Raw genomic sequence first — 22,109 nt, 5'->3', positions numbered from 1 at the left:
CGTGTAACCTTGCTCTCGGGCAAGGTTTTTCTATGTCTCTGAGCCTAATGTGAAGGTTGTTTTTGAGATATAAATGCCTAATGGACTTTTTTGAAGATAATAATTTAAAAGGAGATTTTCCCCTCATGCGTGAAGAACGGCCTATTATCGCCCTCGACTTTCCATCTTTTGACGATGTCAAAGATTTCTTGGAGCATTTTCCGGAAGATGAAAAACTCTATGTCAAAATCGGCATGGAATTTTTCTATGCCATCGGTCCAGAAATCGTTCATTATCTGAAAGGTCTTGGACACAGCATTTTCTTGGATCTGAAACTGCACGACATTCCTAATACAGTTCGCTCAGCCATGTCTGTCTTAGGAACTTTTGGTATCGACATGGTGACGGTCCATGCAGCAGGCGGTGTAGAGATGATGAGCGAAGCCAAGAAGGTCTTGGGGGATAAGGCTAAGTTGGTTGCGGTGACTCAGCTGACCTCGACCAGCGAGGAAGATATGCGTGATTGCCAAAATATCCAGACTACGGTTCAGGAGTCTGTTGTCAACTACGCTCGGAAGGTCAAAGAAGCCGGTCTGGATGGTGTGGTTTGCTCAGCTCAAGAAGTTGAACTGATTAAGGCGGCAACTGCGGATGATTTCCTCTGTGTGACGCCGGGTATTCGGCCAGCTGGATCAGAAATTGGCGACCAGAAACGGGTCATGACTCCGCAGGAAGCCCATCAAATCGGCAGTGATTATATTGTAGTCGGCCGTCCGATTATCCAAGCTGAAAATCCTTGGGATGCCTACCACGAGATTAAGAAGCAGTGGAATAGCTAGGAAAAACAAGAGATTCGAATTAAATCGTTTATAAAAATTAACAGCATCATAAAAATTCAAATTTATAAGGAGCAAAAAATGACTTTAGCAAAAGAAATCGCGCGTGATTTATTAAAAATAAAAGCTGTGTATTTGAAGCCAGAAGAGCCTTTTACATGGGCGTCGGGCATCAAGTCACCTATTTATACTGACAACCGTGTGACCTTGGCTTATCCAGAGACTCGGACTTTGATTGAGGATGGTTTTGTCGAAAAGATTCAGGCGGAATTTCCTGATGTAGAAGTCATTGCTGGAACTGCGACAGCAGGCATTCCTCATGGAGCCATTATCGCAGATAAAATGAACCTGCCATTTGCCTATATCCGCAGCAAGCCCAAAGATCACGGAGCGGGCAATCAAATCGAAGGTCGCGTAGCGCCTGGACAGAAGATGGTTGTCATTGAAGACTTAATCTCGACTGGCGGTTCGGTCTTGGATGCTATAGCTGCCGCTAAACGTGAAGGTGCGGATGTGATTGGCGCAGCAGCTATCTTTACCTATGAGCTGCCAAAGGCAGAAAAGAACTTCAATGAAGCGGGTGTCAAATTGGTGACCCTTTCTAACTACACTGAGTTAATCACTCTAGCCGAAGCAGAGGGTTATGTCAGTCCAGAGGGCTTGGCCTTGCTTGAGAAATTTAAGCATGACCAAGAGAATTGGCAGTCTTAGACCGAATACAAATAAAATGATCTGACTCTTATTCAGGTCATTTTTCAGTAAAACGTCCTTGTATTGCCTTTAAAAATGGCTTAAAGTCTCGGCGTTTGGTATAATAGAGCTATGTCTAAGATTTATCATCTATCCTTTTCGATATTACAGAAAGTTATGTTGGTTACGGCTGTTCACTGGTTTCTGATTGCCATCTGGCATGTTGCAGAGCTGAATATTTTGGCTTTGTTTGCCTTTGCTGGCTTGGCTTATCTGGCCTATCGCTATCGGAATTTGCTAGGAAAAACTTATCATTGGCTGATGAAGCATAAACTTCTTGTTATGCTAGCTGCCTTTATTTTTCAGCTGATAATGCTCTTTTCAGCAGAGCTTTTGATTAGGCGGGATGCAGCAGTTGTCTTTACAGGAGCTTTCAAAACTCTGAAAGAAAGCTCTATTTCCAGCTATCTGACCCGCAACCCTAACAATGTCTCTCTCTTTCTATACGAGCGTTTTTTCTTTAATGTATTTGGGGGATCTGGTCTATGGGTCATGCAAGCCTTGAATATTGTTTATACTAACGTAACGGCCTTGATTCTCTACAAGGGCTGCCAAAAGTATTTTTCCCAAAAGGCTGCAGATGCTGTCTTTAGTCTTTATGTGCTTTTACTGGGCTTTTCTCCTTATTTCTTTTCAATGTATACCGATATTCCCCCCCTTCCTTTCATCAGTCTGCAGATTTTCCTAGTTCTGGGATTGCTGAAAGGAGAGGAATCAAGCCGGCAGCTGGTTTGGCGAAGTATCTTGCTTGGGCTAATGACTAGTCTGGCTTTCTTCTTTAGACCAACAGTAATGATTCTGCTGATAGCTGTCTTCGGAGTTCTCTTTTTCAAAAAGAACTGGAAGAAGTTCTTTCTGATACTAGTCGTTTTTTCTTGCAGTTTTGCGATTAGTTACGCCCCGCTGCATTACTGGTCCAAGCATCAGACGGAAGTTCCGATTATGAAGGGAGAGGGACTAGCAAAAGGTCCTCTGCTCTTTATCAATCTAGGTCTGACCTTCAATGGACATAATCAGGAAGATATGAAAGAAGGGCTCTTGCAGTATATTGAGCCCGATAAGCAGTATGACTATAACAATGGCATGTTTGCCAAGGAATATGTTATCAAGGAAATCAAGCGGCGCTTAAGTGAATATAATCCTTTGACTTTAGCTCATCATCTCTTCCACAAGCAGTCTCTGACTGTGGCAGAAGGAGATTTGGGCTGGCTCTACCGCAGTGTTGAAAATGAAAAGACGCCTTATATATCGCCTTTTTACCAAGATACGAAGGATAATCCTTTAACTCAGTTTGTCCGTGACTTCTTCTTGAATACTGACAAGTCAGAATTTGTCTATTTCTCGCTGTCCAAGCAGGTGGTCTGGATTGTCATGGCAGCAGGACTTGTCTTTGCCCTTTGGAAATATCGCTCCAGTGACGAACTGAATTTTCTAACCTTAGCTGTTTTTGGCGGTCTGCTCTTTTTGCAGATTTTTGAAGGAGGAAAGACCCGTTATCTGATTCAGTTTTTGCCACAGATTTTGATTTTATCCTCCCTAGGATTAGCCCAGTATCCTCAAGTTCTAGGGAAGTTTCGCTTTTGGACTAGAAAGAAGGACTCTTTGAAATGAAAAGACCTGTTCCTATCTATGAACCGCTTTATACCTTGAAGCCCATTGCTGAGAATATCTGGATTGTAGATGGTGATTTGATTGAGATGGATGCGGTGCTGACAAATCTGCCCTTTTCTACCCGCATGACTGTCATCAAGTTAGCAAATGGCCAGCTCTGGTGCCATTCACCAATTCAGCCAAATCAAGCTTTGTTTGACCAGTTGGACGCTTTGGGACCAGTTGCACACCTTGTCTCGCCTAATAAGATTCACTATGCCTATATAGCTGACTGGAAGAAGCGTTATCCTGAGGCAATTGCTTGGTCTAGCCCAGGAGTGGAAGAGAGAGCAGCCAATCAGAAAATACCAGTCTCTTTTGATGAAAAGCTGACGGATGAGGCTCCAGAAGCTTGGGCAGGTCAGATAGATCAGTTGTTTTTCAAGGGAAGTACTTATATTGAGGAAGTTGTCTTTTTTCATAAGGGCAGTCAAACCTTGATTTTGACAGATTTGATTGAGAATTTTGAAACAAATCATTTTCCAAATCAGATTCGCAGCAAGGTTTATAAATTGGTTCGTGTTGCAGCTCCAGATGGACAGACGCCTATTGACTACCGTATGACCTTTATCGGTCATCAAAAAGAAGCCAAAGAATGTCTAGAGCAGATGCTGGCTTGGCAACCGGAGAAAATCATACTAGCCCACGGTTCTTGTTTTCTGGAAAATGGCACAGCTGAACTCAAAAGAGCGCTTAGGTGGATAAAATAGAAAAAAATACTTATTGCCTTGTTCCAAGGAGGATATCTCTAAAATTTTATGATAAAGAGAAGTTTGTTTTTTAATTTTATATACAAAATCGTTTTTCTTACGCTTTTGCTTTTGCTGACCGTTTTTGCTTTTTCTTATTTGGTTCATAATGGAAGTGGATATGTACGGGAAGAAGCGGGTAAGAGTGAGAGAAAAAGTGCTTATGTGGGAGTCGCTGGTGGAATTATTATTTCTGGTTTCGCTTTTGTTCGATTTCTTGAATTAACTGAGCATATCAGCAGGCATAGAAAATATCTTAAAATAATGACGGAGGAATTATCTCCAACTCCTGATTTTGGAACAATAGAAGAAGAGGCTGACTTTCATGACAAAGAATTAAAGCTTTTGATTTATAAGAATTGCCTCATTACTTATCATAACTATTTCTGTTTTAGGAAGATGGATTCTCAAATTTGGCAGATTTTCTTGAATAAATATCAGAAATATAGTCGATACAAGGGCAAGAAAAGCATGTCTCTTTTGCCGCCGAAATTCTTCCTTATTGTCAGAAATCAAGATTATAGGGAACAGTTTATGCCATTTAGGTACAAAGAGAAAAATTGGAGTCGCTTTAGTTCTTATCTAGCCGACCATTATCCGGCCATAGAGCTAGATGAACAAGTTCGTGAAATTGAGACGTAAGGAGACATGTATGCAGCATTCAGCTTGGCACGCTTTGATTAAGGAGCAGCTGCCGGAAGGTTATTTTGCAAAAATCAATCATTTTTTAGATGAAGTGTATGCTTCAGGGACTATTTACCCACCTCGGGAAAAGGTGTTTAATGCGATTCAGACAACAGATTTAGCGGATGTTAAGGTGGTTATTTTAGGGCAGGATCCCTACCACGGACCGAAACAGGCACAGGGCCTAAGTTTTTCTGTACCCGATGATATTCCAGCTCCGCCTTCCTTGCAGAATATTCTCAAAGAACTGTCTGATGATATCGGAGTGAAGGAGTCGCATGATTTGACTTCCTGGGCTAAGCAAGGCGTTCTCTTGCTCAATGCTGGTCTGACAGTACCTGCTGGCCAGGCCAATGCGCATGCTGGCTTAATCTGGGAGCCTTTTACGGATGCTATTATCAAAGTAGTCAATGAAAAATCTGATCCAGTTGTCTTTATCCTCTGGGGTTCTTACGCGCGCAAGAAAAAAGCCCTGATTAGCAATTCTCAACATTTGATAATCGAGTCAGCTCACCCAAGCCCTTTGTCTGCTTACCGTGGTTTCTTTGGTAGTAAACCTTTTTCTCGTACCAATGATTTTTTAGTAGCTAAGGGCTTGGAGCCTATCGATTGGTTAGCTTAGGAGGTAGTATGGTTCAGTTAGCGACGATTTGTTATATCGATAATGGTCGAGAGTTTCTTATGTTGCATCGCAATAAAAAGCCCAATGATGTTCACGCTGGAAAATGGATCGGTGTCGGTGGCAAGCTAGAGCGTGGAGAAACCCCGCAGGAATGCGCTGCACGCGAGATTCTAGAAGAAACAGGTCTAAAGGCCAAGCCCGTTCTCAAAGGTGTTATCACTTTCCCAGAGTTTACTCCCGACTTGGACTGGTACACCTATGTCTTTAAGGTGACTGAGTTCGAGGGTGAACTGATTGACTGCAATGAAGGGACTTTGGAATGGGTGCCTTATGATCAGGTTTTGTCTAAACCAACTTGGGAAGGCGATCATACTTTTGTTGAGTGGCTTTTAGAAGACAAGCCTTTCTTTTCAGCAAAGTTTGTTTATGACGGGGATAAGCTGTTGGATACGCAGGTGGACTTTTACGAATAAGGAGATAAGACGATGCTATTAATCAAAAACGGACGAGTTATGGATCCTAAGACTGGTTTTGACCAAATTACTGACCTCTTGGTCGAGGGGAAGAAAATCGTTAAAATCGGTCAAGATTTGCAGGCAGAAGGAGCAAAAGTTATTGATGCCAGTGGTTTGGTTGTGGCTCCAGGTTTGGTGGATATACATGTTCATTTTAGAGAGCCGGGCCAGACTCATAAGGAAGACATTCATACGGGGGCTTTGGCAGCAGCAGCAGGTGGCTTTACGACAGTTGTCATGATGGCCAATACCAATCCGACCATTTCTACAGTTGAAACTCTGAAAGAAGTGCTAGAGTCGGCTAGTCGTGAAAATATCCATATCAAGTCGGTCGCGACGATTACAGAGAATTTTGATGGGCAGCATCTGACAGATTTCCAAGAACTCTTGGCGGCTGGTGCAGTAGGTTTTTCTGATGATGGTATTCCGCTGACCAACGCTGGCATTGTCCGCAAGGCGCTCGTGGAAGCACGTAAAAATGACACCTTTATCAGCTTGCATGAGGAAGATCCTAATCTCAACGGCATACTTGGTTTCAACGAGCATATCGCTAAAGAGCATTTTCATATCTGCGGCGCGACAGGTGTGGCAGAATACAGCATGATTGCCCGCGATGTCATGATTGCTTATGATGCAAAGGCTCATGTGCATATCCAGCATTTGTCCAAGGCTGAGAGTGTAAAGGTGGTGGAATTCGCTCAGAATCTTGGCGCTCAAGTCACTGCTGAAGCAGCACCTCAGCACTTCTCTAAGACAGAAGCTCTGCTATTGACCAAGGGCAGCAATGCTAAGATGAATCCCCCTCTGCGCTTAGAATCGGACCGGCTGGCGGTTATTGAGGGGCTCAAATCTGGTGTCATTTCTGTTATTGCGACGGATCATGCTCCACATCATGCTGACGAGAAAAATGTTGAAGACATCACTAAAGCGCCTTCTGGCATGACTGGGCTTGAGACTTCGCTTTCTCTGGGACTGACCTACCTAGTTGAGGCTGGTCATCTGAGCTTGATGGAACTTTTAGAGAAAATGACTCTTAATCCGGCTCAGTTGTATGGTTTCGATGCTGGCTTCATCGCTCAGGATGGTCCAGCCGATTTGACTATATTTGATCCAGAAGCAGATAGACTTGTGACTGATCATTTTGCCTCCAAAGCAGCCAATTCACCTTTTGTTGGTGAAAAGCTGAAAGGCCAAGTGAAGTTTACCATCTGTGATGGGGATGTTGTCTTTGAGGGATAATATAGTTCAGACTCTGATGAATTTCAGAGCCTTTTTTAACACAGAAAATTTTCTAGTAATTTTCTGAAAAACCGAATGTTTGTTGAAATAGTGTTGATTTAGTTCCTTTTTAAGCAAAAAAGATGTATAATATAACAAAATACTAAAGAGGAGTGTTCGTTATATGAAGAAGAAATTTTTCATCTTACCTGTTCTATCGACAGTGCTTTTGGCACCTGCTTTTTTGGCTCATCAAGTCTCTGCAGAAGAGGCTCAGGCTAGTCCAGAGCCAGCAAAGGCTGAGTTGACCAATCAGCCAGCTGCTGAGGCAGCATCTGCAGCGCAACCAACTGCTCCAGCAGCTTCAGCAGAAGAAAAGCCAGCAGATAGTCAGAATGCAGCTGCTCTGGCTGCTCCAGCTGCGACAGAAGCCGCTGCAGCTCCAGCCCAGTCTGAAAACTTGCCAGAGGCTACAATTCTCCATACCAACGATGTGCATGGCCGCATCGTAGAGGAAAAAGGCGTTATCGGTGATGCTAAGCTGGCTACTGTTATCAAGGAAGAGCGCGCTAAAAATCCTAAAGTGCTAGTTGTGGATGCGGGTGATGCCTTCCAGGGGCTGCCAATTTCCAATAGCTCAAAAGGTGAAGAACGAGCGAAAATCCTCAATGAAATAGGCTACGATGCTATGGCAGTCGGAAACCATGAGTTTGACTTTGGTCTAGATGAGGCAAAGAAATACAAGGAAATTCTTAAATTCCCACTCCTAAGTTCCAATACCTATGCCAACAATGCTCGAGTTTTCCAAGCATCTACTATTGTAGACAAGGATCCAGCGGTTGAGGGAGATGAGTTTGTGGTAATCGGTGTGACAACACCTGAAACTGCCACAAAAACTCACCCTAAAAACATCCAAGGTGTGACCTTCACTGATCCAATCACAGAGGTTAATCGGGTCATTGATGAAATAGAAGCACGCGCAGCGGCAGAAGGAAAAAACTACAAAAACTACGTTGTTCTGGCTCACTTGGGTGTTGACACGACCACGCCAATTGAGTGGCGAGGCTCAACATTGGGTGAAGCTCTTTCTAAAAATCCTAAGCTCAAGGGCAAGCGCGTAACCGTTATTGACGGCCACTCCCACACAGTAGAGTCTACTACTTATGGCGATAATGTCACCTACAACCAGACCGGTAGCTACCTACACAATATCGGAAAAGTGACATTCAAGGCCAATCAACTTCTTGGTAATCCTCAGCAAATCCCTGCTGAAACAGCTAAAAAAGTCGCTCCAGACCCAGTAGTAGCTGACATGGTCAGCAAGATTAAAGCCAGATACGACGCAGATAATGCTAAGGTTGTCGTGGCAAACAGCCCTGTAGAGCTTAATGGCGACCGTGAAAATGTCCGCGTTCGTGAAACCAATCTAGGTAATGTCGTAGCTGATGCTCTCTACGATTATGGTCAAACTGGCTTTGCCAATAAAACAGACCTGGCTGTTACTAACGGAGGCGGCCTGCGGGAAACTATTGCTAAAGACAAGCCAATCACCAAGGGAAATGTTATCGCTGTATTGCCTTTTGGGAACACTATTTCTCAAATCAAGGTAACTGGTCAAAATATCGCAGATATGTTTGCCAAATCTCTGGGCTCTATTCTTCAGGAAAAAGATGGCAAGCCTGTGCTGGATGAGAATGGACAACCCTTGCTAGAACCAAGTGGTGGTTACCTGCAAATCTCTGGAGCTAAAGTCTACTATGACACCAATCTGCCAGCTAATCAGCGTGTTCTCCACATCGAGATTAAGAACACAGAAACGGGTATTTATGAGCCTCTTGATCCAAATAAGACTTACTATCTGACGACCAATGACTTCCTGGCTGCTGGTGGTGACGGCTATACCATGCTGGGTGGCCCTCGCGAAGAAGGACCATCTATGGATGTGGCCTTCGCAGACTATCTTGCAAAAGCTGATTTGACTGCCTATTCAGTTATCAATCCCAACTCACGTGCTATCTCTATTTCATCCACTAAGGATACAGATGGCGATGGCTACACTGATATTGAAGAAATTAAGCAAGGAACGGATCCAGCTAATGCGGCTTCCTACCCAACTGGTGCCAAAGCAGCTGATCCTGGAAAACAGGCAGCTCCACTGGTTAATACTCCAAAACAAACTAAGCAAGTAGCCGTTCATGTTGCTAAGACCTTCACTAAGGATCCTGCAGCTAAAGAACTGCCACAGACAGGCAGCGAATCAGCAGTTGCCTTGAGCCTAGTTGGTATGGTTTTAGGATTCTTTGGGTTGGCAGGAATCAAGAAAAGTCACAAAGAAGACTAGTTAGAAGACACAATAAAACGGAAGTTGTTCACTTCCGTTTTATTTCTTTGCCTCAGGATTTTGATGGGTGATATTCAAGCCCCAAGGGATTAAATTTTCTTTTTTCTGTTTGATGCGTTGGATATTGTCCTTGTGCCGGAGGATAATAATCAAAGCCAGTGTAATGATAATCAGAGTGAAGAAGAGATCATAGCTAGGCAGTATAAAGCCAGCTAGAGGAAAGAGCAGAGCCGACAGGATAGCGATGACTGCTGAGAGCACGCTTGCTAGAGAAATCATACTCCCCAGATAGAGGATGCTGGCAAAGACGACAATCAGATAGACAAAGAAGGCTGGTGAGAAGCCCAGAACAACCCCCGCACTGGTTGCCACAGCCTTGCCGCCCTTAAAGCCAGCAAAGATAGGAAAAGTATGGCCTATTACAGCCAAGAGGCCAAAGACAAGCGGCGAAACTCCCTCAATATGCAAAAAGAAAGGCAGCAGGGTCGCTGCAGTTCCTTTGAGAAAGTCAATAGCAAAAGTAGCCGTCCCCGCCGTCTTTCCCAAAATACGGAAAGTATTGGTCGTTCCGGTATTGCCGCTGCCGTATTCTCTCAGGTTTTTTTTAAAGAAAATTTGCCCAATCCAAAGTCCAGTCGGAATAGAGCCAAGTAAGTATGCTAGTATTAATCCAATTATCGTGTTCATCATGATTTTATTATACCATTATTTCGCTTTCTTACAATAGAAAAGGATAGAATTTATAGCAGGAAATGTCTACTCGGATATTGGATCGTTTTTCGTGTAAAATCAGTCCTTATCAGCAGTTTTTTCAAAAAAATCTTTGCAATATTTGCTAAAAACTTGTAAGATAGAAAAGATGAATCATTAGGAGGTTCTTGTGGCAAAAAAGGAAATCAATATTAACAATTATAATGACGATGCCATTCAGGTATTAGAAGGGTTGGATGCGGTCCGCAAACGTCCGGGGATGTATATCGGATCGACCGACGGAGCGGGACTCCACCACTTGGTCTGGGAGATTGTGGACAATGCTGTCGATGAGGCCCTGTCAGGCTTCGGTGACCGGATCGATGTGACGATAAACAAAGACGGCAGTCTGACGGTTGCAGACCACGGACGTGGTATGCCAGTCGGAAAGCATGCTAGGGGTATTCCCACGGTTGAGGTCATTTTCACCGTTCTCCACGCCGGTGGTAAGTTCGGCCAAGGTGGTTATAAGACCTCAGGCGGTCTCCATGGTGTAGGTTCCTCTGTTGTCAATGCCCTGTCTAGCTGGCTGGAAGTGGAAATCACACGCGATGGGACTGTTTACAAGCAGCGCTTTGAAAATGGCGGAAAACCAGTCACTACGCTCAAGAAAATCGGCACGGCACCTAAGTCCAAGTCTGGAACCAAAGTGACCTTCATGCCGGATGATACGATTTTTTCAACGAAAGACTTCAAATATAATACCATTGCTGAACGGCTTAAGGAATCAGCCTTCCTGCTCAAGAATGTCCGTCTGTCGCTGACCGATGCTCGCACTGGCGAAGAAGTAGAGTTCCACTATGAGAACGGGGTTGAAGACTTTGTCAGCTATCTCAATGAAGACAAGGAAACCCTGACTCCTGTCCTCTATTTCGAGGGCGAGGAGAGCGGCTTCCAAGTCCAGGTGGCTCTCCAGTACAACGACGGCTACGCCGATAATATCCTGTCCTTTGTCAATAACGTCCGCACCAAGGACGGCGGTACCCATGAGACGGGGCTCAAGACCGCTATTACCAAGGCCATGAACGACTATGCCAGAAAAACAGGTCTGCTCAAGGAAAAGGACAAGAATCTGGAAGGTTCGGACTACCGCGAGGGTCTGGCAGCTGTCCTGTCCATTCTGGTCCCTGAGGCGCACCTGCAGTTTGAAGGCCAGACCAAGGACAAGCTGGGCAGCCCTTTGGCTCGTCCGGCCGTGGACTCTATCGTCTCTGACAAGCTGACCTTCTTCCTCTTGGAAAATGGCGAGCTGGCATCTAACCTTATCCGCAAGGCTATCAAGGCCAGAGATGCCAGAGAAGCGGCCCGCAAGGCGCGTGACGAAAGCCGGAATGGCAAGAAGAATAAAAAAGACAAGGGCTTGCTCTCTGGTAAGCTGACTCCGGCCCAGTCTAAGAACCCAGCCAAGAACGAACTCTATCTGGTCGAGGGAGACTCTGCCGGTGGCTCTGCCAAGCAAGGCCGTGACCGTAAGTTCCAAGCCATCCTGCCCCTGCGCGGTAAGGTTATCAATACTGCTAAGGCTAAGATGGCCGATATTCTCAAGAACGAAGAAATCAACACCATGATCTACACGATTGGAGCGGGTGTTGGTACAGACTTTACCCTTGAGGATGCTAACTATGACAAGATCATCATCATGACTGATGCGGACACTGACGGTGCCCATATCCAGACCTTGCTGCTGACCTTTTTCTATCGCTATATGCGCCCACTGGTCGAGGCTGGCCGCGTCTATATCGCCCTGCCGCCTCTCTACAAGATGTCCAAGGGCAAGGGCAAGAGCGAAGTCGTCGAGTATGCTTGGACCGATGGCGAGCTGGATGACCTGCGCCGCAAGTTTGGCAAAGGTGCCATGCTTCAGCGCTACAAGGGGCTCGGTGAAATGAACGCCGACCAGCTCTGGGAGACGACCATGAATCCCGACACCCGCACCCTCATCCGTGTCACCATCGAAGACCTAGCCCGCGCCGAACGCCGCGTCAATGTCCTCATGGGCGACAAGGTCGAACCACGCCGCAAGTGGATTGAGGATAATGTCAAGTTTACGCTAGAAGAAGCGACTGTGTTTTAAGGAATAAAGGATAAGAAATGACAAGGAAGAATTATTTTGAATTACTAAAAGAAAATGAAATGGATCCACATAATGAATATAAAAAAATAGTTCAACTATTAGAACATAAGGTTGTAATGTGCTTCCCGAAAATGAAACTTTCCCCCAATGGAACACCAGTGGTTGATGATTTTGTTGACGTTGATGGTTCGACTCATGAGGATTTCTTCACAGATGAATGGACATTAATGAATATGATTCACAATGATTTTTTTGGGTATGAAAAAAGAAGAACTACAACTTCGTTTACTCAGTTACTGGACGAATTAGAAATTAATCACTGTAATGATTTTGATACTCTATATACATTTTTTGAATGTTTGCTGGATGTGTTTGAGGGCTTGAATTTAGATATAAGAGTCCGGAATTATGAAGGATTTATTGATTTAATAAGTGAAATTAGAAAAAATATAAACATAATTTTAGATGAATCAAATCATGAACTGATTACTTTAGAAAATGGTGACAAAATTATCGTTGAAAAGAATGTTTATGCCTCGGAAGTTTCTCAGATTATATCTGAAACTAATATTGAAGATGCGATAAAGGTTTTAGAATATAATCATTTTTTAAATAAGGGAAATATACAGCGTAAGAAAGAGATACTTCTTTCTTTAGCAGGCTATTTGGAGCCGTATCTCAAGGAGTTTGAACGACCTAAAAAACTATCTGATGAATCAAAAGTCATTTATACTGAATTAAAAGAAGTATTGCGGCTAAATAAGGATAAATCAAAAATTATTGCTTTTGATAGGCTCTCTGAGATGTATAACAAGGGAGGATTAAGGCATAACAACGATAAGCAATATCATCTAAATATGAATGATGAGGAATTGGAACAATGGTATGATAATATTTATTCTTCAACCTTGTTTGTGATTCTCAGTATGGAAATGGGAAAAAATTTATCTAAGTTAAATGAATTGAAAAAGAAATGACTTCACCCCACACGAAGAATCATCCTCGTCACCTCTGAAACAGTAAATTACACATGAAGAATTGCTTGTTTCAGAGCAAAAAACCAAATCACACATGTGTGATTTGCATTTTTAGAGCAAAAGCCGAACGTTTACATGTGTTCTGAGCGGTTTTGTAGCAAAAGATTAAAAAACACATGAAGAAAGAGGAGTTTTATGAAAAAAGAATATGGAATCACTAGTTTAACTGTACGCAATTTAGAAAACAATGAATTTTTCCAGCTCATGTCTGAGAGTCGGAGCGAGGTTGCGGCATTTATCAAGGAAAATAAGGTGGATGGCATTTACACGACCAAGCTGGATGAGATGGACAAACTTCTGGAACAGCTGCAGGGTGGGCTTCATCAGACCAAGTCCAGCAAGCTGGTAGCTAGTTTGGATCAGGCTGACCGCGAGCGTGATGATGCTTTGGGCACGCTCCAGTCTTTGGTTCGGGCCTTTGCACGGGTCAAGGACGCAGCGACAAAGGAAGCTTACGAGACCCTGTCTCAGCTCCTGAAAAACTACACTGGTCTAGCTGCAACTAGCTTGGAAAAGGAGACCGAGGGCATCAACCACCTACTCCTAGCGCTGAAAAAGCCGACCTACCAGACAGCACTGGCTAAGCTTCATCTGGAAGCCCATGTCGACAGTCTGGCTGCTGCTCAGAAGGCCTTTGAAAAGGTCTACAAGGAGCGATTGACTGAGCTCAAGGGCAAGACACCGAGCCAGAATAAGAACGTCCGCTTCAAGCTGCAAGAAATCTATGATTTTCTAGTGGATTTCACTGCAATCATTGCCTACGCTTATCCTGAAAGAACTCACGTGGTCAATCTCCGCGACCACCTCAACACCATCCGCAGCCGCTACAAAAAACGCAAACCTGCTAAGAAGGTGAAAGAAGAAGTGGCGGAGGCGAACTAGCAACTTCTGACGAAAGGAGACAGCCGATGACTCTTGACAATAAACTGGGTCTGACGGATTCGCTTGAACTAGCAAAGATGGAAGAAAAAATCAGCAAGACCCGAGCTAAAGAGCTTTTTGAAGAGCAGCTTCTGGACGATAAAGCAGCTGGCACCTATGCCACTCTGGCCTTTATTCATGCTTTCTTGTTTGAAGAAATCTATGACTTTGCTGGTCAGATTCGGACAGTCAATCTTTCAAAAGGGAATTTTCGCTTTGCTCCTGTCATGTATCTGTCAGCTTCCTTGGAAAATATTGACCGCATGCCTCAGCAGACCTTTGATCAGATTGTCGAAAAGTATGTGGAGCTAAATATTGCCCATCCTTTCCGCGAGGGGAATGGTAGGAGCATGAGGCTTTGGCTGGACCACCTACTCAAGGCTGAGCTGGGGCAAGTTGTGGACTGGTCTCAAGTGGACAAGGAAGATTACCTCCTAGCCATGGAGCGCAGCCCCATTCGAGACACAGAAATCAAGCACGTCCTCAAGCAAGCCCTCACAAAGGACATTCATAACCGCCACCTCTACATGAAGGGCATAGACCATAGTTACTACTATGAAGGCTATAGCCTATATAAAGCTGAGGAGTTGTGAGATAAGAACGTTTGTAGAGGAGTGATTAGATGACAATGCTTAAAACTGACCGTCTCATTTTACGGAACTTACAGGAATCTGATTTGCAAGCTTTGATTGCTCTGAATCAGGATCCAGAGGTCATGCAGTATTTCCCAAAGCCATATAGTCAAGCGGAGTCCTTGCGTATTTATCAGGGTATTCAAGATGAAGTTAAGGCTTATAGCTACAGTCTTTGGGCTGTTGAAGAAAAGAACAGTCGGGAGTTCATCGGCTTGGTAGGTCTGCACCATTCGGATTTACAGATTTTCGCTGGAAAAGAAGCTGTAGAAATCGGCTGGCGTCTGCGAAAAGAGTTTTGGAATCGTGGTTATGCAACGGAGGCTGCCCAAGCCTGTCTAGACTTTGCTTTTCAGCAAGCTGGCTTATCAGAAGTTTACTCTTTTACATCCTTACTCAATCTCCCTTCGCAAAAAGTCATGCAAAAGCTAGGTATGGAATTTGTCAAAGAATTTGATAATGAAAAAGTTCCAGCTGACAGTCCGCTTTATAGACATGTCCTCTACAGAATCAAGAGTTTCAACTAAAAAGGCAGGTATTCTCATGAGAACTGAAACCGAGATGTTTGATGTGATTTTGCAAACCGCAAAAGTGCTACAGGTTTACGCTGTCGCTATGTCCGGCTCGCGGACAAACCCAAATGCTCCCAAGGACGAGTTCCAAGACTATGATGTGGTCTACATTGTGGAGGATTTGGATGCTCTGGTGGCTGACCTTGCTTGGTTGGAAAAGTTTGGCAAGCGCATGATTGAGCAGCATGTCCTACTAGACCATCGCCGCCTCTATCTCATGCTCTTTGAAGGTGGCAATCGGATAGATTTGACCCTTTGCTCCAAGGAGCACATCAAAGAGTGGGTAGATAGCGAAGCGGATTTCACGGTTCTGGATGACCCGCAGGGACTGTTTGCTCCCTATGCACCGACACCCAAGCGCTATTGGACCGCACCAGCCAGTGCGACTGACTTTGACAAATCCTGCAATGAGTTCTGGTGGGTATCAGCCTATGTGGTCAAGGGCATTCATCGGAACCACCTGGTCTATGCGACGGATCATCTGTATGGAATCTGTCAGCAAGAATTGCTCAAGCTTTTAGCTTGGAAAGTGGCAGCGGCTAAGGGAACAGTCGATGTTGGCAAGAACTACAAGTACCTCTTTCAGTATTTGCCTACCGAGAAAGAGAAAGAATTTACAGCCTTGCTTGACTTTTCTGACCAGAAAAGCCTTGCCAAGTCTCTCTTAGCTACCATGCACTTTTTCCACAAAGAAGCACAAGACTTCTCTCTCAAAACTGGCTTCCACTATGACAAAGCAACTGCAGAAAAGATGATTGAGTATGCTGAGGCAAGACTTCCCAATCACTGACTAAATAAAGAACGTAATTTAAAACATTAAACTACAGAAAGGATAGTTTGGTTACTTATAGTAACTGAACACGGGACTAATTTCCGTAAAATATCCTTTATTTTATAAAAAACTACTCTACATTCTTTGAAAGGAGTTGAACACGCCCTAAATACTGTGTGAAAAAGATAAATTCTCTTGTGAGCATCGCTCACTGCAAGAATTTCCTATTTTCGCTTTGTATTTTACGGGATTTGTATCCTATATGAGTAACATTCAAAACATGTCCCTTGAGGACATCATGGGAGAGCGTTTTGGTCGCTACTCCAAATACATTATTCAAGAGCGGGCCTTGCCGGACATTCGCGATGGCTTGAAACCTGTTCAGCGCCGTATTCTTTATTCGATGAATAAGGACGGCAACACCTTTGACAAGGGCTACCGCAAGTCAGCCAAGTCTGTCGGGAACATCATGGGGAATTTCCACCCTCACGGTGACAGCTCCATCTACGATGCCATGGTTCGCATGTCTCAGGATTGGAAAAACCGTGAGATTCTCGTTGAGATGCACGGGAACAATGGTTCCATGGACGGTGATCCACCGGCGGCTATGCGTTATACTGAGGCGCGGCTGTCTGAGATGGCTGGCTATCTTTTGCAGGATATCGAGAAAGATACCGTTCCTTTTGCTTGGAACTTCGACGATACTGAGAAGGAGCCGACCGTTCTGCCGGCAGCCTTTCCTAATCTCTTGGTCAATGGAGCAACTGGGATTTCCGCTGGTTATGCGACCGACATTCCACCTCATAATCTTGCCGAAGTCATTGACGCTGTCATCTATATGATTGACCATCCGTCTGCCAAGGTGGACAAACTCATGGAGTTTCTGCCAGGTCCAGACTTCCCAACAGGAGCTATTGTCCAAGGCCGTGATGAGATCAAGAAAGCCTACGAGACTGGTAAAGGTCGCGTCGTAGTCCGCTCCAGAACTGAGATTGAAAAGCTGAAGGGCGGAAAAGAGCAAATCGTCATCACCGAGATTCCTTACGAGATTAATAAGGCGGTCTTGGTCAAAAAGATTGACGATGTGCGGGTCAATAATAAGGTGGCTGGCATTGCTGAGGTGCGGGACGAATCCGACCGGGACGGTCTTCGCATTGCCATTGAGCTCAAGAAAGACGCTAATACCGAGCTGATTCTCAACTACCTCTTTAAGTACACCGACTTGCAGGTCAATTACAACTTCAACATGGTGGCTATTGACAATTTCACGCCGCGTTTAGTGGGGATTGTGCCAATCTTGACCAGTTATATTGCCCACCGCAAGGAGATTATTCTGGCTCGCAGCCGCTTTGACAAGGCCAAGGCTGAGAAACGGCTCCATATCGTGGAAGGACTGATTCGGGTTATTTCCATCTTGGACGAGGTGATTGCCCTGATTCGTGCTTCAGAAAACAAAGCAGACGCCAAGGAAAATCTTAAGATCAGCTATGATTTCACTGAGGAGCAGGCTGAGGCTATCGTCACTCTCCAACTCTATCGTTTGACAAATACAGACGTAGTGGTTCTGGAAGAGGAAGAAGCAGAGCTCCGTGAGAAAATTGCGATGCTGGCAGCCATTATCGGTGATGAGCGAACTATGTATAACCTCATGAAGCGGGAGCTCCGCGATGTCAAGAAGAAGTTTGGCAATCCGCGTCTCAGCGAGCTGCAGGATACAGCAAACGCCATCGAGATTGATACAGCTAGTCTGATTGTTGAGGAAGAGACCTATGTCAGCGTGACACGTTCTGGCTATATCAAGCGAACCAGTCCGCGTTCTTTCTCGGCTTCGACCCTAGAGGAGATGGGCAAGCGTGACGATGACCGACTGATTTTTGTTAGCCCAGCCAAGACGACTCAGCATTTATTGATTTTCACCAGCCTGGGAAATGTTATTTACCGGCCTGTTCATGAGCTGTCAGACATCCGCTGGAAAGAAATCGGAGAACACCTCAGCCAGACCATCAGTAACTTTGACACCAAGGAAGAGGTTATCTATACAGAATTACTGGACAGCTTTGAGGAAGGCACTTACTTTGCAGCGACCAAGCTGGGTCAAATCAAGCGTGTAGAGCGCAAGGAGTTCAGTCCTTGGCGGACCTACAAGTCTAAGTCACTCAAGTTTGCTAAACTAAAAAATGAAGACGACCAGGTCATTGCTCTGGCGCCGATTAAGCTGGATGATGTTATGCTCGTGACCAAGAACGGCTATGCCCTTCGCTTCAATATTGAGGAAGTTCCTGTGATCGGAGCTAAGGCAGCTGGGGTTAAAGCCATTAATCTCAAGAAAGACGATGTCCTAGCGGCAGCCTTTATCGCCAACACAGACTCGCTTTACCTCCTGACTCAGCGCGGTTCGCTCAAGCGTATGGCAGTCGCAGACATTCCTGTTACCAGTCGGGCAAATCGCGGTCTTCAAGTTCTGAGAGAGCTTAAGACCAAGCCGCATCGTGTCTTTGCAGCCGGACCAGTCTTTGGTGAAGCAGTGGACTTTGACCTCTTCACTACTGAAGCAGAAGCCAGTGAAAAGCAGATTTTGCAGGTGCTTTCTAATAAAGGAACTGCCTATGAGATTAATCTAGCTGATCTCAGCCTGTCTGAGAGAACTAGCAATGGAAGTTTCATTTCTGATACCATTTCAGATGAAGAAGTCTTCTCAGCTTACATCAAGTAATCATCAAACCAGTTCGCAGGAGCTGGTTTTTTTCAATTTCTATGAGTTTGATAGCAGAAAAAAGATTGGATAACAAAATTTTCTGAAAATTGAAAATAATACTTGAAAATATCTTAAAAAGGTGTAAAATAGGGAGTATCTAAAAATGAAGTTTGGAAGAAGAGGAGAAAGACCATGACTGTAAATCTTGACTGGGAAAATCTAGGATTCTCATATATGAAACTACCTTATCGCTATTTAGCTTACTATCGCAATGGCCAGTGGGAAGAAGGAACCCTAACGGAGGATGCTACACTCCATATTTCTGAGTCCTCTCCTTGCCTTCACTACGGTCAGCAGGCTTTTGAAGGTCTGAAGGCTTATCGAACCAAGGACGGCAGTATTCAACTCTTCCGTCCGGATAAAAATGCAGAGCGTCTGCAACGAACAGCTGACCGCTTGCTCATGCCGCAAGTTCCTACAGAAATGTTTGTGGACGCAGTCAAGCAGGTTGTTCGAGCTAATGAAGAATATGTGCCACCTTATGGAACAGGCGGAACCCTTTATATTCGACCTCTCTTGATTGGAGTCGGCGATATTATCGGCGTAAAACCAGCTGAAGAATATATTTTCACACTCTTTGTAATGCCAGTCGGCAATTACTTCAAAGGCGGTCTGACTCCGACTAACTTCATTGTGTCAGATGACTATGACCGCGCGGCACCGCATGGAACTGGTGCGGCAAAAGTGGGTGGCAATTACGCTGCTAGCTTATTACCAGGAAAGATTGCCAAGGATAAGCATTTCTCTGATGTGATTTATCTGGATCCAGCAACTCATACCAAGATTGAAGAAGTGGGTTCTGCCAACTTCTTTGGTATCACTAAGGATAATGAGTTTGTAACACCGCTTAGTCCGTCAATCTTGCCATCCATCACTAAGTATTCTTTGCTTTATCTGGCGGAGCACAGACTAGGACTCAAGCCGATTGAGGGAGATGTTCCACTGGCAGACTTGGGTAAATTCACTGAAGCAGGAGCTTGCGGAACGGCGGCTGTTATTTCTCCTATCGGTGGTATCCAGCACGGCGATGACTTCCACGTCTTTTATAGCGAGACAGAAGTCGGTCCAGTCACTCGGAAGCTATATGACGAATTAACTGGTATTCAATTCGGCGATGTTGAAGCGCCAGAAGGTTGGATTGTAAAAGTATAATCTAAAAACTGTCCTTGATTGGGCAGTTTTTCTGTGATTCTAGCCTAAGATAGCTTGCGAAGTCAGCCTTTTTCGTGTACAATAGAAATTTGAAAGAGGTAAGTTATGAGTAAAAAAGATAAAAAAATTGAAATTCAAATCACAGACAACAAAGTGAAGGTCGGAGCAGACCAATTTGACGGTTACAGTCTTGCTATAGGCAAGAAGGTTATCGGAGAGATTGCCGAACTAGATGGCCAGTTTGCAATTATCAAAAATGGAAATGCTGAAAGTTTTTATAAAAAACTTGAAAGAGCTGTGGAAACTTTGATTGAAACCTATAATTTAAGCAAATAGGGCTTGCATTTTCATTGTATCAATGTTATAATAGATAGCGTTGATTGTCGGAGAGATAGCGAAGAGGCTAAACGCGGCGGACTGTAAATCCGCTCCTTCGGGTTCGGGGGTTCGAATCCCTCTCTCTCCATTCTTTATATTAATGGGGTATAGCCAAGCGGTAAGGCAAGGGACTTTGACTCCCTCATGCGTTGGTTCGAATCCAGCTACCCCAGTTCTTAGGTAATAGATCTGATAAAATAATAAAATGTCTTTAGGTGTTTTATTTCTTTATAGGATGGAAATCGTTAACGATAGATCAATGTCATTTGCGGGTGCTTAGGAAAATAAATAAGTAGTATGTCAAGCGTAAGCTTGATTGTTGGAGGATTTTTTTAGATGAATGAATTTGAAGATTTGCTAAACAGTGTTAGCCAAGTTGAGCCAGGTGACGTCGTTACTGCTGAAGTATTGACTGTTGACGCTAACCAAGCTAATGTTGCAATCGCTGGAACTGGTGTTGAAGGTGTTTTGACTCTTCGTGAGTTGACAAATGACCGCGACGCTGATATCAACGACCTTGTAAAACCAGGTGAAACACTTGAATTGCTTGTTCTTCGTCAAGTAGTGGGTAAAGATACAGACACAGTAACTTACCTGGTATCTAAAAAACGTTTGGAAGCTCGCAAAGCTTGGGACAAATTGGTTGGTCGTGAAGAAGAAGTTGTCACTGTTAAGGGCACTCGTGCTGTTAAAGGTGGACTTTCAGTTGAGTTTGAAGGACTCCGTGGATTTATTCCTGCTTCAATGCTTGATACTCGTTTCGTTCGTAACACTGAGCGTTTTGTAGGTCAAGAGTTTGATGCTAAGATTAAAGAAGTAGATCCAAAAGAAAACCGCTTCATCCTTTCACGTCGTGAAGTTGTAGAAGCTGAAGCTGCAGCAGCACGTGCTGAAGTCTTTGGTAAATTGAATGTTGGTGATATTGTAACTGGTAAAGTTGCTCGCATCACTAGCTTCGGTGCTTTCATTGACCTTGGCGGAGTTGACGGACTGGTTCACTTGACTGAATTGTCACATGAACGCAATGTATCACCTAAGTCTGTTGTATCAGTTGGTGATGAAATCGAAGTGAAAGTTCTTGATTTGAACGAAGAAGAAGGACGCGTATCCCTCTCTCTTAAAGCAACTACACCTGGACCATGGGATGGCGTTGAGCAAAAACTTGCTGCAGGCGATGTGATTGAAGGAACTGTAAAACGTTTGACTGATTTCGGTGCTTTCGTTGAAGTATTGCCAGGTATCGATGGATTGGTTCACATCTCACAAATTTCACACAAACGTGTTGAAAGCCCTAAGGATGCCCTTAAGGTTGGTCAAGAAGTAACTGTTAAGGTTCTTGAAGTGAATGCTGCTGATGAGCGTGTATCACTTTCTATCAAGGCTCTTGAAGAACGTCCAGCTCAAGAAGAAGGACAAAAAGATGAGAAACGTCAATCACGTCCTCGTCGTCCGAAACGTCAAGAAAAACGTGACTTTGAACTTCCAGAAACTCAAACTGGATTCTCAATGGCTGATTTGTTTGGCGATATTGAATTGTAATTAGATAAAAGAAGTTGAGATTTCTCAACTTCTTTTTCTGATTTTCACTTGTATTTTCAAAGAAAATCAGTTATAATGAATTAGTTGCCACCCTTAGTGTAATGGATATCACGCAAGATTCCGGTTCTTGAGATGGGAGTTCGATTCTCTCAGGGTGGATAACTTAAAACTGGACTCTTCGGA

General features: G+C 44.2%; 19 protein-coding genes, 3 tRNA genes and 1 pseudogene. 22 read left to right on the top strand and 1 reads right to left on the bottom strand.

Annotated features, from left to right (window positions below):
* Positions 1–125 precede the first annotated feature (125 nt).
* The 9 genes from pyrF (at position 126) to nt5e (ending at position 9,344) form a co-directional block, all read left to right on the top strand.
* Positions 126–818, top strand: coding sequence for an orotidine-5'-phosphate decarboxylase (gene pyrF, locus K4I03_RS01695; RefSeq protein WP_227963498.1), 693 nt, complete (start codon positions 126–128; stop codon positions 816–818).
* A 78-nt stretch (positions 819–896) separates the two neighbouring features.
* Positions 897–1,526, top strand: coding sequence for an orotate phosphoribosyltransferase (gene pyrE / locus K4I03_RS01690; protein WP_227963497.1), 630 nt, complete (start codon positions 897–899; stop codon positions 1,524–1,526).
* A gap of 111 nt (positions 1,527–1,637) precedes the next feature.
* Entirely contained in the window at positions 1,638–3,176 is a 1,539-nt protein-coding gene (locus tag K4I03_RS01685) for a glycosyltransferase family 39 protein (RefSeq protein WP_227963496.1), read from the top strand.
* The gene (locus tag K4I03_RS01680) at positions 3,173–3,925 is read left to right on the top strand and encodes a DUF4336 domain-containing protein (protein ID WP_227963495.1); all 753 of its coding nucleotides are present in this window, start codon (positions 3,173–3,175) and stop codon (positions 3,923–3,925) included. Before K4I03_RS01685 ends, K4I03_RS01680 begins: the two co-directional genes overlap by 4 nt.
* Before the next feature lie 48 nt (positions 3,926–3,973).
* Positions 3,974–4,606 (top strand): hypothetical protein, encoded by a 633-nt coding sequence (locus tag K4I03_RS01675; protein ID WP_227963494.1) that lies wholly within the window; start codon positions 3,974–3,976, stop codon positions 4,604–4,606.
* A 10-nt stretch (positions 4,607–4,616) separates the two neighbouring features.
* Entirely contained in the window at positions 4,617–5,270 is a 654-nt protein-coding gene (locus K4I03_RS01670) for a uracil-DNA glycosylase (protein WP_227963493.1), read from the top strand.
* 8 nt (positions 5,271–5,278) lie between these two features.
* A complete protein-coding gene (locus tag K4I03_RS01665) occupies positions 5,279–5,743 on the top strand; it encodes an NUDIX hydrolase (protein ID WP_002904550.1) in 465 nt (154 codons plus the stop codon).
* A gap of 12 nt (positions 5,744–5,755) precedes the next feature.
* Positions 5,756–7,024 carry a dihydroorotase gene (locus K4I03_RS01660; protein ID WP_227963492.1) on the top strand — a complete coding sequence of 423 codons (1,269 nt, stop codon included), beginning with the start codon at positions 5,756–5,758 and terminating at the stop codon, positions 7,022–7,024.
* A gap of 163 nt (positions 7,025–7,187) precedes the next feature.
* Positions 7,188–9,344 carry a cell surface ecto-5'-nucleotidase Nt5e gene (gene nt5e, locus K4I03_RS01655; RefSeq protein WP_227963491.1) on the top strand — a complete coding sequence of 719 codons (2,157 nt, stop codon included), beginning with the start codon at positions 7,188–7,190 and terminating at the stop codon, positions 9,342–9,344.
* A 39-nt stretch (positions 9,345–9,383) separates the two neighbouring features.
* Here the strand turns inward: nt5e and plsY are convergent, their stop codons facing one another.
* Positions 9,384–10,034 (bottom strand): glycerol-3-phosphate 1-O-acyltransferase PlsY, encoded by a 651-nt coding sequence (gene plsY / locus K4I03_RS01650; RefSeq protein WP_227963490.1) that lies wholly within the window; start codon positions 10,032–10,034, stop codon positions 9,384–9,386.
* Between the two features lie 190 nt (positions 10,035–10,224).
* On the opposite strand from plsY, the gene parE reads away from it, so the two are divergent.
* The 13 genes and pseudogenes from parE to K4I03_RS01585 all read left to right on the top strand — a co-directional run bounded on the left by parE (position 10,225) and on the right by K4I03_RS01585 (position 22,085).
* Positions 10,225–12,168: a DNA topoisomerase IV subunit B gene (gene parE, locus K4I03_RS01645; RefSeq protein ID WP_227963489.1), complete on the top strand. Its 1,944-nt coding sequence runs from the start codon at positions 10,225–10,227 to the stop codon at positions 12,166–12,168.
* A gap of 17 nt (positions 12,169–12,185) precedes the next feature.
* Complete coding sequence (locus K4I03_RS01640; protein ID WP_227963488.1) at positions 12,186–13,145, top strand: acyl-CoA synthetase family protein; 960 nt, start codon at positions 12,186–12,188, stop codon at positions 13,143–13,145.
* Between the two features lie 195 nt (positions 13,146–13,340).
* A complete protein-coding gene (locus tag K4I03_RS01635) occupies positions 13,341–14,087 on the top strand; it encodes a DUF6261 family protein (RefSeq protein WP_227963487.1) in 747 nt (248 codons plus the stop codon).
* Positions 14,088–14,113: 26 nt separating this feature from the next.
* Positions 14,114–14,719 carry a protein adenylyltransferase Fic gene (gene fic / locus K4I03_RS01630; protein ID WP_227963486.1) on the top strand — a complete coding sequence of 202 codons (606 nt, stop codon included), beginning with the start codon at positions 14,114–14,116 and terminating at the stop codon, positions 14,717–14,719.
* A 29-nt stretch (positions 14,720–14,748) separates the two neighbouring features.
* Positions 14,749–15,285 (top strand): GNAT family N-acetyltransferase, encoded by a 537-nt coding sequence (locus K4I03_RS01625; protein ID WP_227963485.1) that lies wholly within the window; start codon positions 14,749–14,751, stop codon positions 15,283–15,285.
* 16 nt (positions 15,286–15,301) lie between these two features.
* Complete coding sequence (locus K4I03_RS01620) at positions 15,302–16,120, top strand: aminoglycoside 6-adenylyltransferase (RefSeq protein ID WP_227963484.1); 819 nt, start codon at positions 15,302–15,304, stop codon at positions 16,118–16,120.
* 244 nt (positions 16,121–16,364) lie between these two features.
* The gene (gene parC / locus K4I03_RS01615) at positions 16,365–18,815 is read left to right on the top strand and encodes a DNA topoisomerase IV subunit A (RefSeq protein WP_227963483.1); all 2,451 of its coding nucleotides are present in this window, start codon (positions 16,365–16,367) and stop codon (positions 18,813–18,815) included.
* A gap of 168 nt (positions 18,816–18,983) precedes the next feature.
* Positions 18,984–20,009: pseudogene (locus K4I03_RS01610) on the top strand (branched-chain amino acid aminotransferase); the annotation flags it as partial.
* A 105-nt stretch (positions 20,010–20,114) separates the two neighbouring features.
* Positions 20,115–20,345: a DUF2969 domain-containing protein gene (locus tag K4I03_RS01605; RefSeq protein WP_002921118.1), complete on the top strand. Its 231-nt coding sequence runs from the start codon at positions 20,115–20,117 to the stop codon at positions 20,343–20,345.
* Positions 20,346–20,394: 49 nt separating this feature from the next.
* Positions 20,395–20,475: transfer RNA gene (locus tag K4I03_RS01600), tRNA-Tyr, on the top strand.
* Between the two features lie 13 nt (positions 20,476–20,488).
* Positions 20,489–20,560 (top strand) — tRNA-Gln (locus tag K4I03_RS01595).
* Positions 20,561–20,723: 163 nt separating this feature from the next.
* The gene (rpsA, locus tag K4I03_RS01590) at positions 20,724–21,926 is read left to right on the top strand and encodes a 30S ribosomal protein S1 (RefSeq protein WP_002897515.1); all 1,203 of its coding nucleotides are present in this window, start codon (positions 20,724–20,726) and stop codon (positions 21,924–21,926) included.
* Positions 21,927–22,013: 87 nt separating this feature from the next.
* Positions 22,014–22,085, top strand: a tRNA-Arg gene (locus tag K4I03_RS01585).
* The last annotated feature ends 24 nt before the right edge of the window (positions 22,086–22,109 follow it).

The sequence above is a fragment of the Streptococcus sanguinis genome (genome assembly GCF_020729725.1).
GTDB classification, from domain to species: Bacteria; Bacillota; Bacilli; order Lactobacillales; family Streptococcaceae; genus Streptococcus; species Streptococcus sanguinis_V.
This window is presented reverse-complemented; position numbering and strand designations above follow the sequence as displayed.

Excerpts from the sequence above, each read along its gene's own strand:
- K4I03_RS01675 (WP_227963494.1), top strand. The coding sequence starts at position 3,974 with ATGATAAAGAGAAGTTTGTTTTTTAATTTTATATACAAAATCGTTTTT.
- parC (WP_227963483.1), top strand. The coding sequence starts at position 16,365 with ATGAGTAACATTCAAAACATGTCCCTTGAGGACATCATGGGAGAGCGT.
- K4I03_RS01635 (WP_227963487.1), top strand. The coding sequence starts at position 13,341 with ATGAAAAAAGAATATGGAATCACTAGTTTAACTGTACGCAATTTAGAA.
- pyrF (WP_227963498.1), top strand. The coding sequence starts at position 126 with ATGCGTGAAGAACGGCCTATTATCGCCCTCGACTTTCCATCTTTTGAC.
- K4I03_RS01640 (WP_227963488.1), top strand. The coding sequence starts at position 12,186 with ATGACAAGGAAGAATTATTTTGAATTACTAAAAGAAAATGAAATGGAT.
- K4I03_RS01670 (WP_227963493.1), top strand. The coding sequence starts at position 4,617 with ATGCAGCATTCAGCTTGGCACGCTTTGATTAAGGAGCAGCTGCCGGAA.
- pyrE (WP_227963497.1), top strand. The coding sequence starts at position 897 with ATGACTTTAGCAAAAGAAATCGCGCGTGATTTATTAAAAATAAAAGCT.
- K4I03_RS01680 (WP_227963495.1), top strand. The coding sequence starts at position 3,173 with ATGAAAAGACCTGTTCCTATCTATGAACCGCTTTATACCTTGAAGCCC.
- K4I03_RS01665 (WP_002904550.1), top strand. The coding sequence starts at position 5,279 with ATGGTTCAGTTAGCGACGATTTGTTATATCGATAATGGTCGAGAGTTT.
- fic (WP_227963486.1), top strand. The coding sequence starts at position 14,114 with ATGACTCTTGACAATAAACTGGGTCTGACGGATTCGCTTGAACTAGCA.
- K4I03_RS01685 (WP_227963496.1), top strand. The coding sequence starts at position 1,638 with ATGTCTAAGATTTATCATCTATCCTTTTCGATATTACAGAAAGTTATG.
- nt5e (WP_227963491.1), top strand. The coding sequence starts at position 7,188 with ATGAAGAAGAAATTTTTCATCTTACCTGTTCTATCGACAGTGCTTTTG.
- K4I03_RS01625 (WP_227963485.1), top strand. The coding sequence starts at position 14,749 with ATGACAATGCTTAAAACTGACCGTCTCATTTTACGGAACTTACAGGAA.
- rpsA (WP_002897515.1), top strand. The coding sequence starts at position 20,724 with ATGAATGAATTTGAAGATTTGCTAAACAGTGTTAGCCAAGTTGAGCCA.
- K4I03_RS01605 (WP_002921118.1), top strand. The coding sequence starts at position 20,115 with ATGAGTAAAAAAGATAAAAAAATTGAAATTCAAATCACAGACAACAAA.
- K4I03_RS01660 (WP_227963492.1), top strand. The coding sequence starts at position 5,756 with ATGCTATTAATCAAAAACGGACGAGTTATGGATCCTAAGACTGGTTTT.
- plsY (WP_227963490.1), bottom strand. The coding sequence starts at position 10,034 with ATGATGAACACGATAATTGGATTAATACTAGCATACTTACTTGGCTCT.
- K4I03_RS01620 (WP_227963484.1), top strand. The coding sequence starts at position 15,302 with ATGAGAACTGAAACCGAGATGTTTGATGTGATTTTGCAAACCGCAAAA.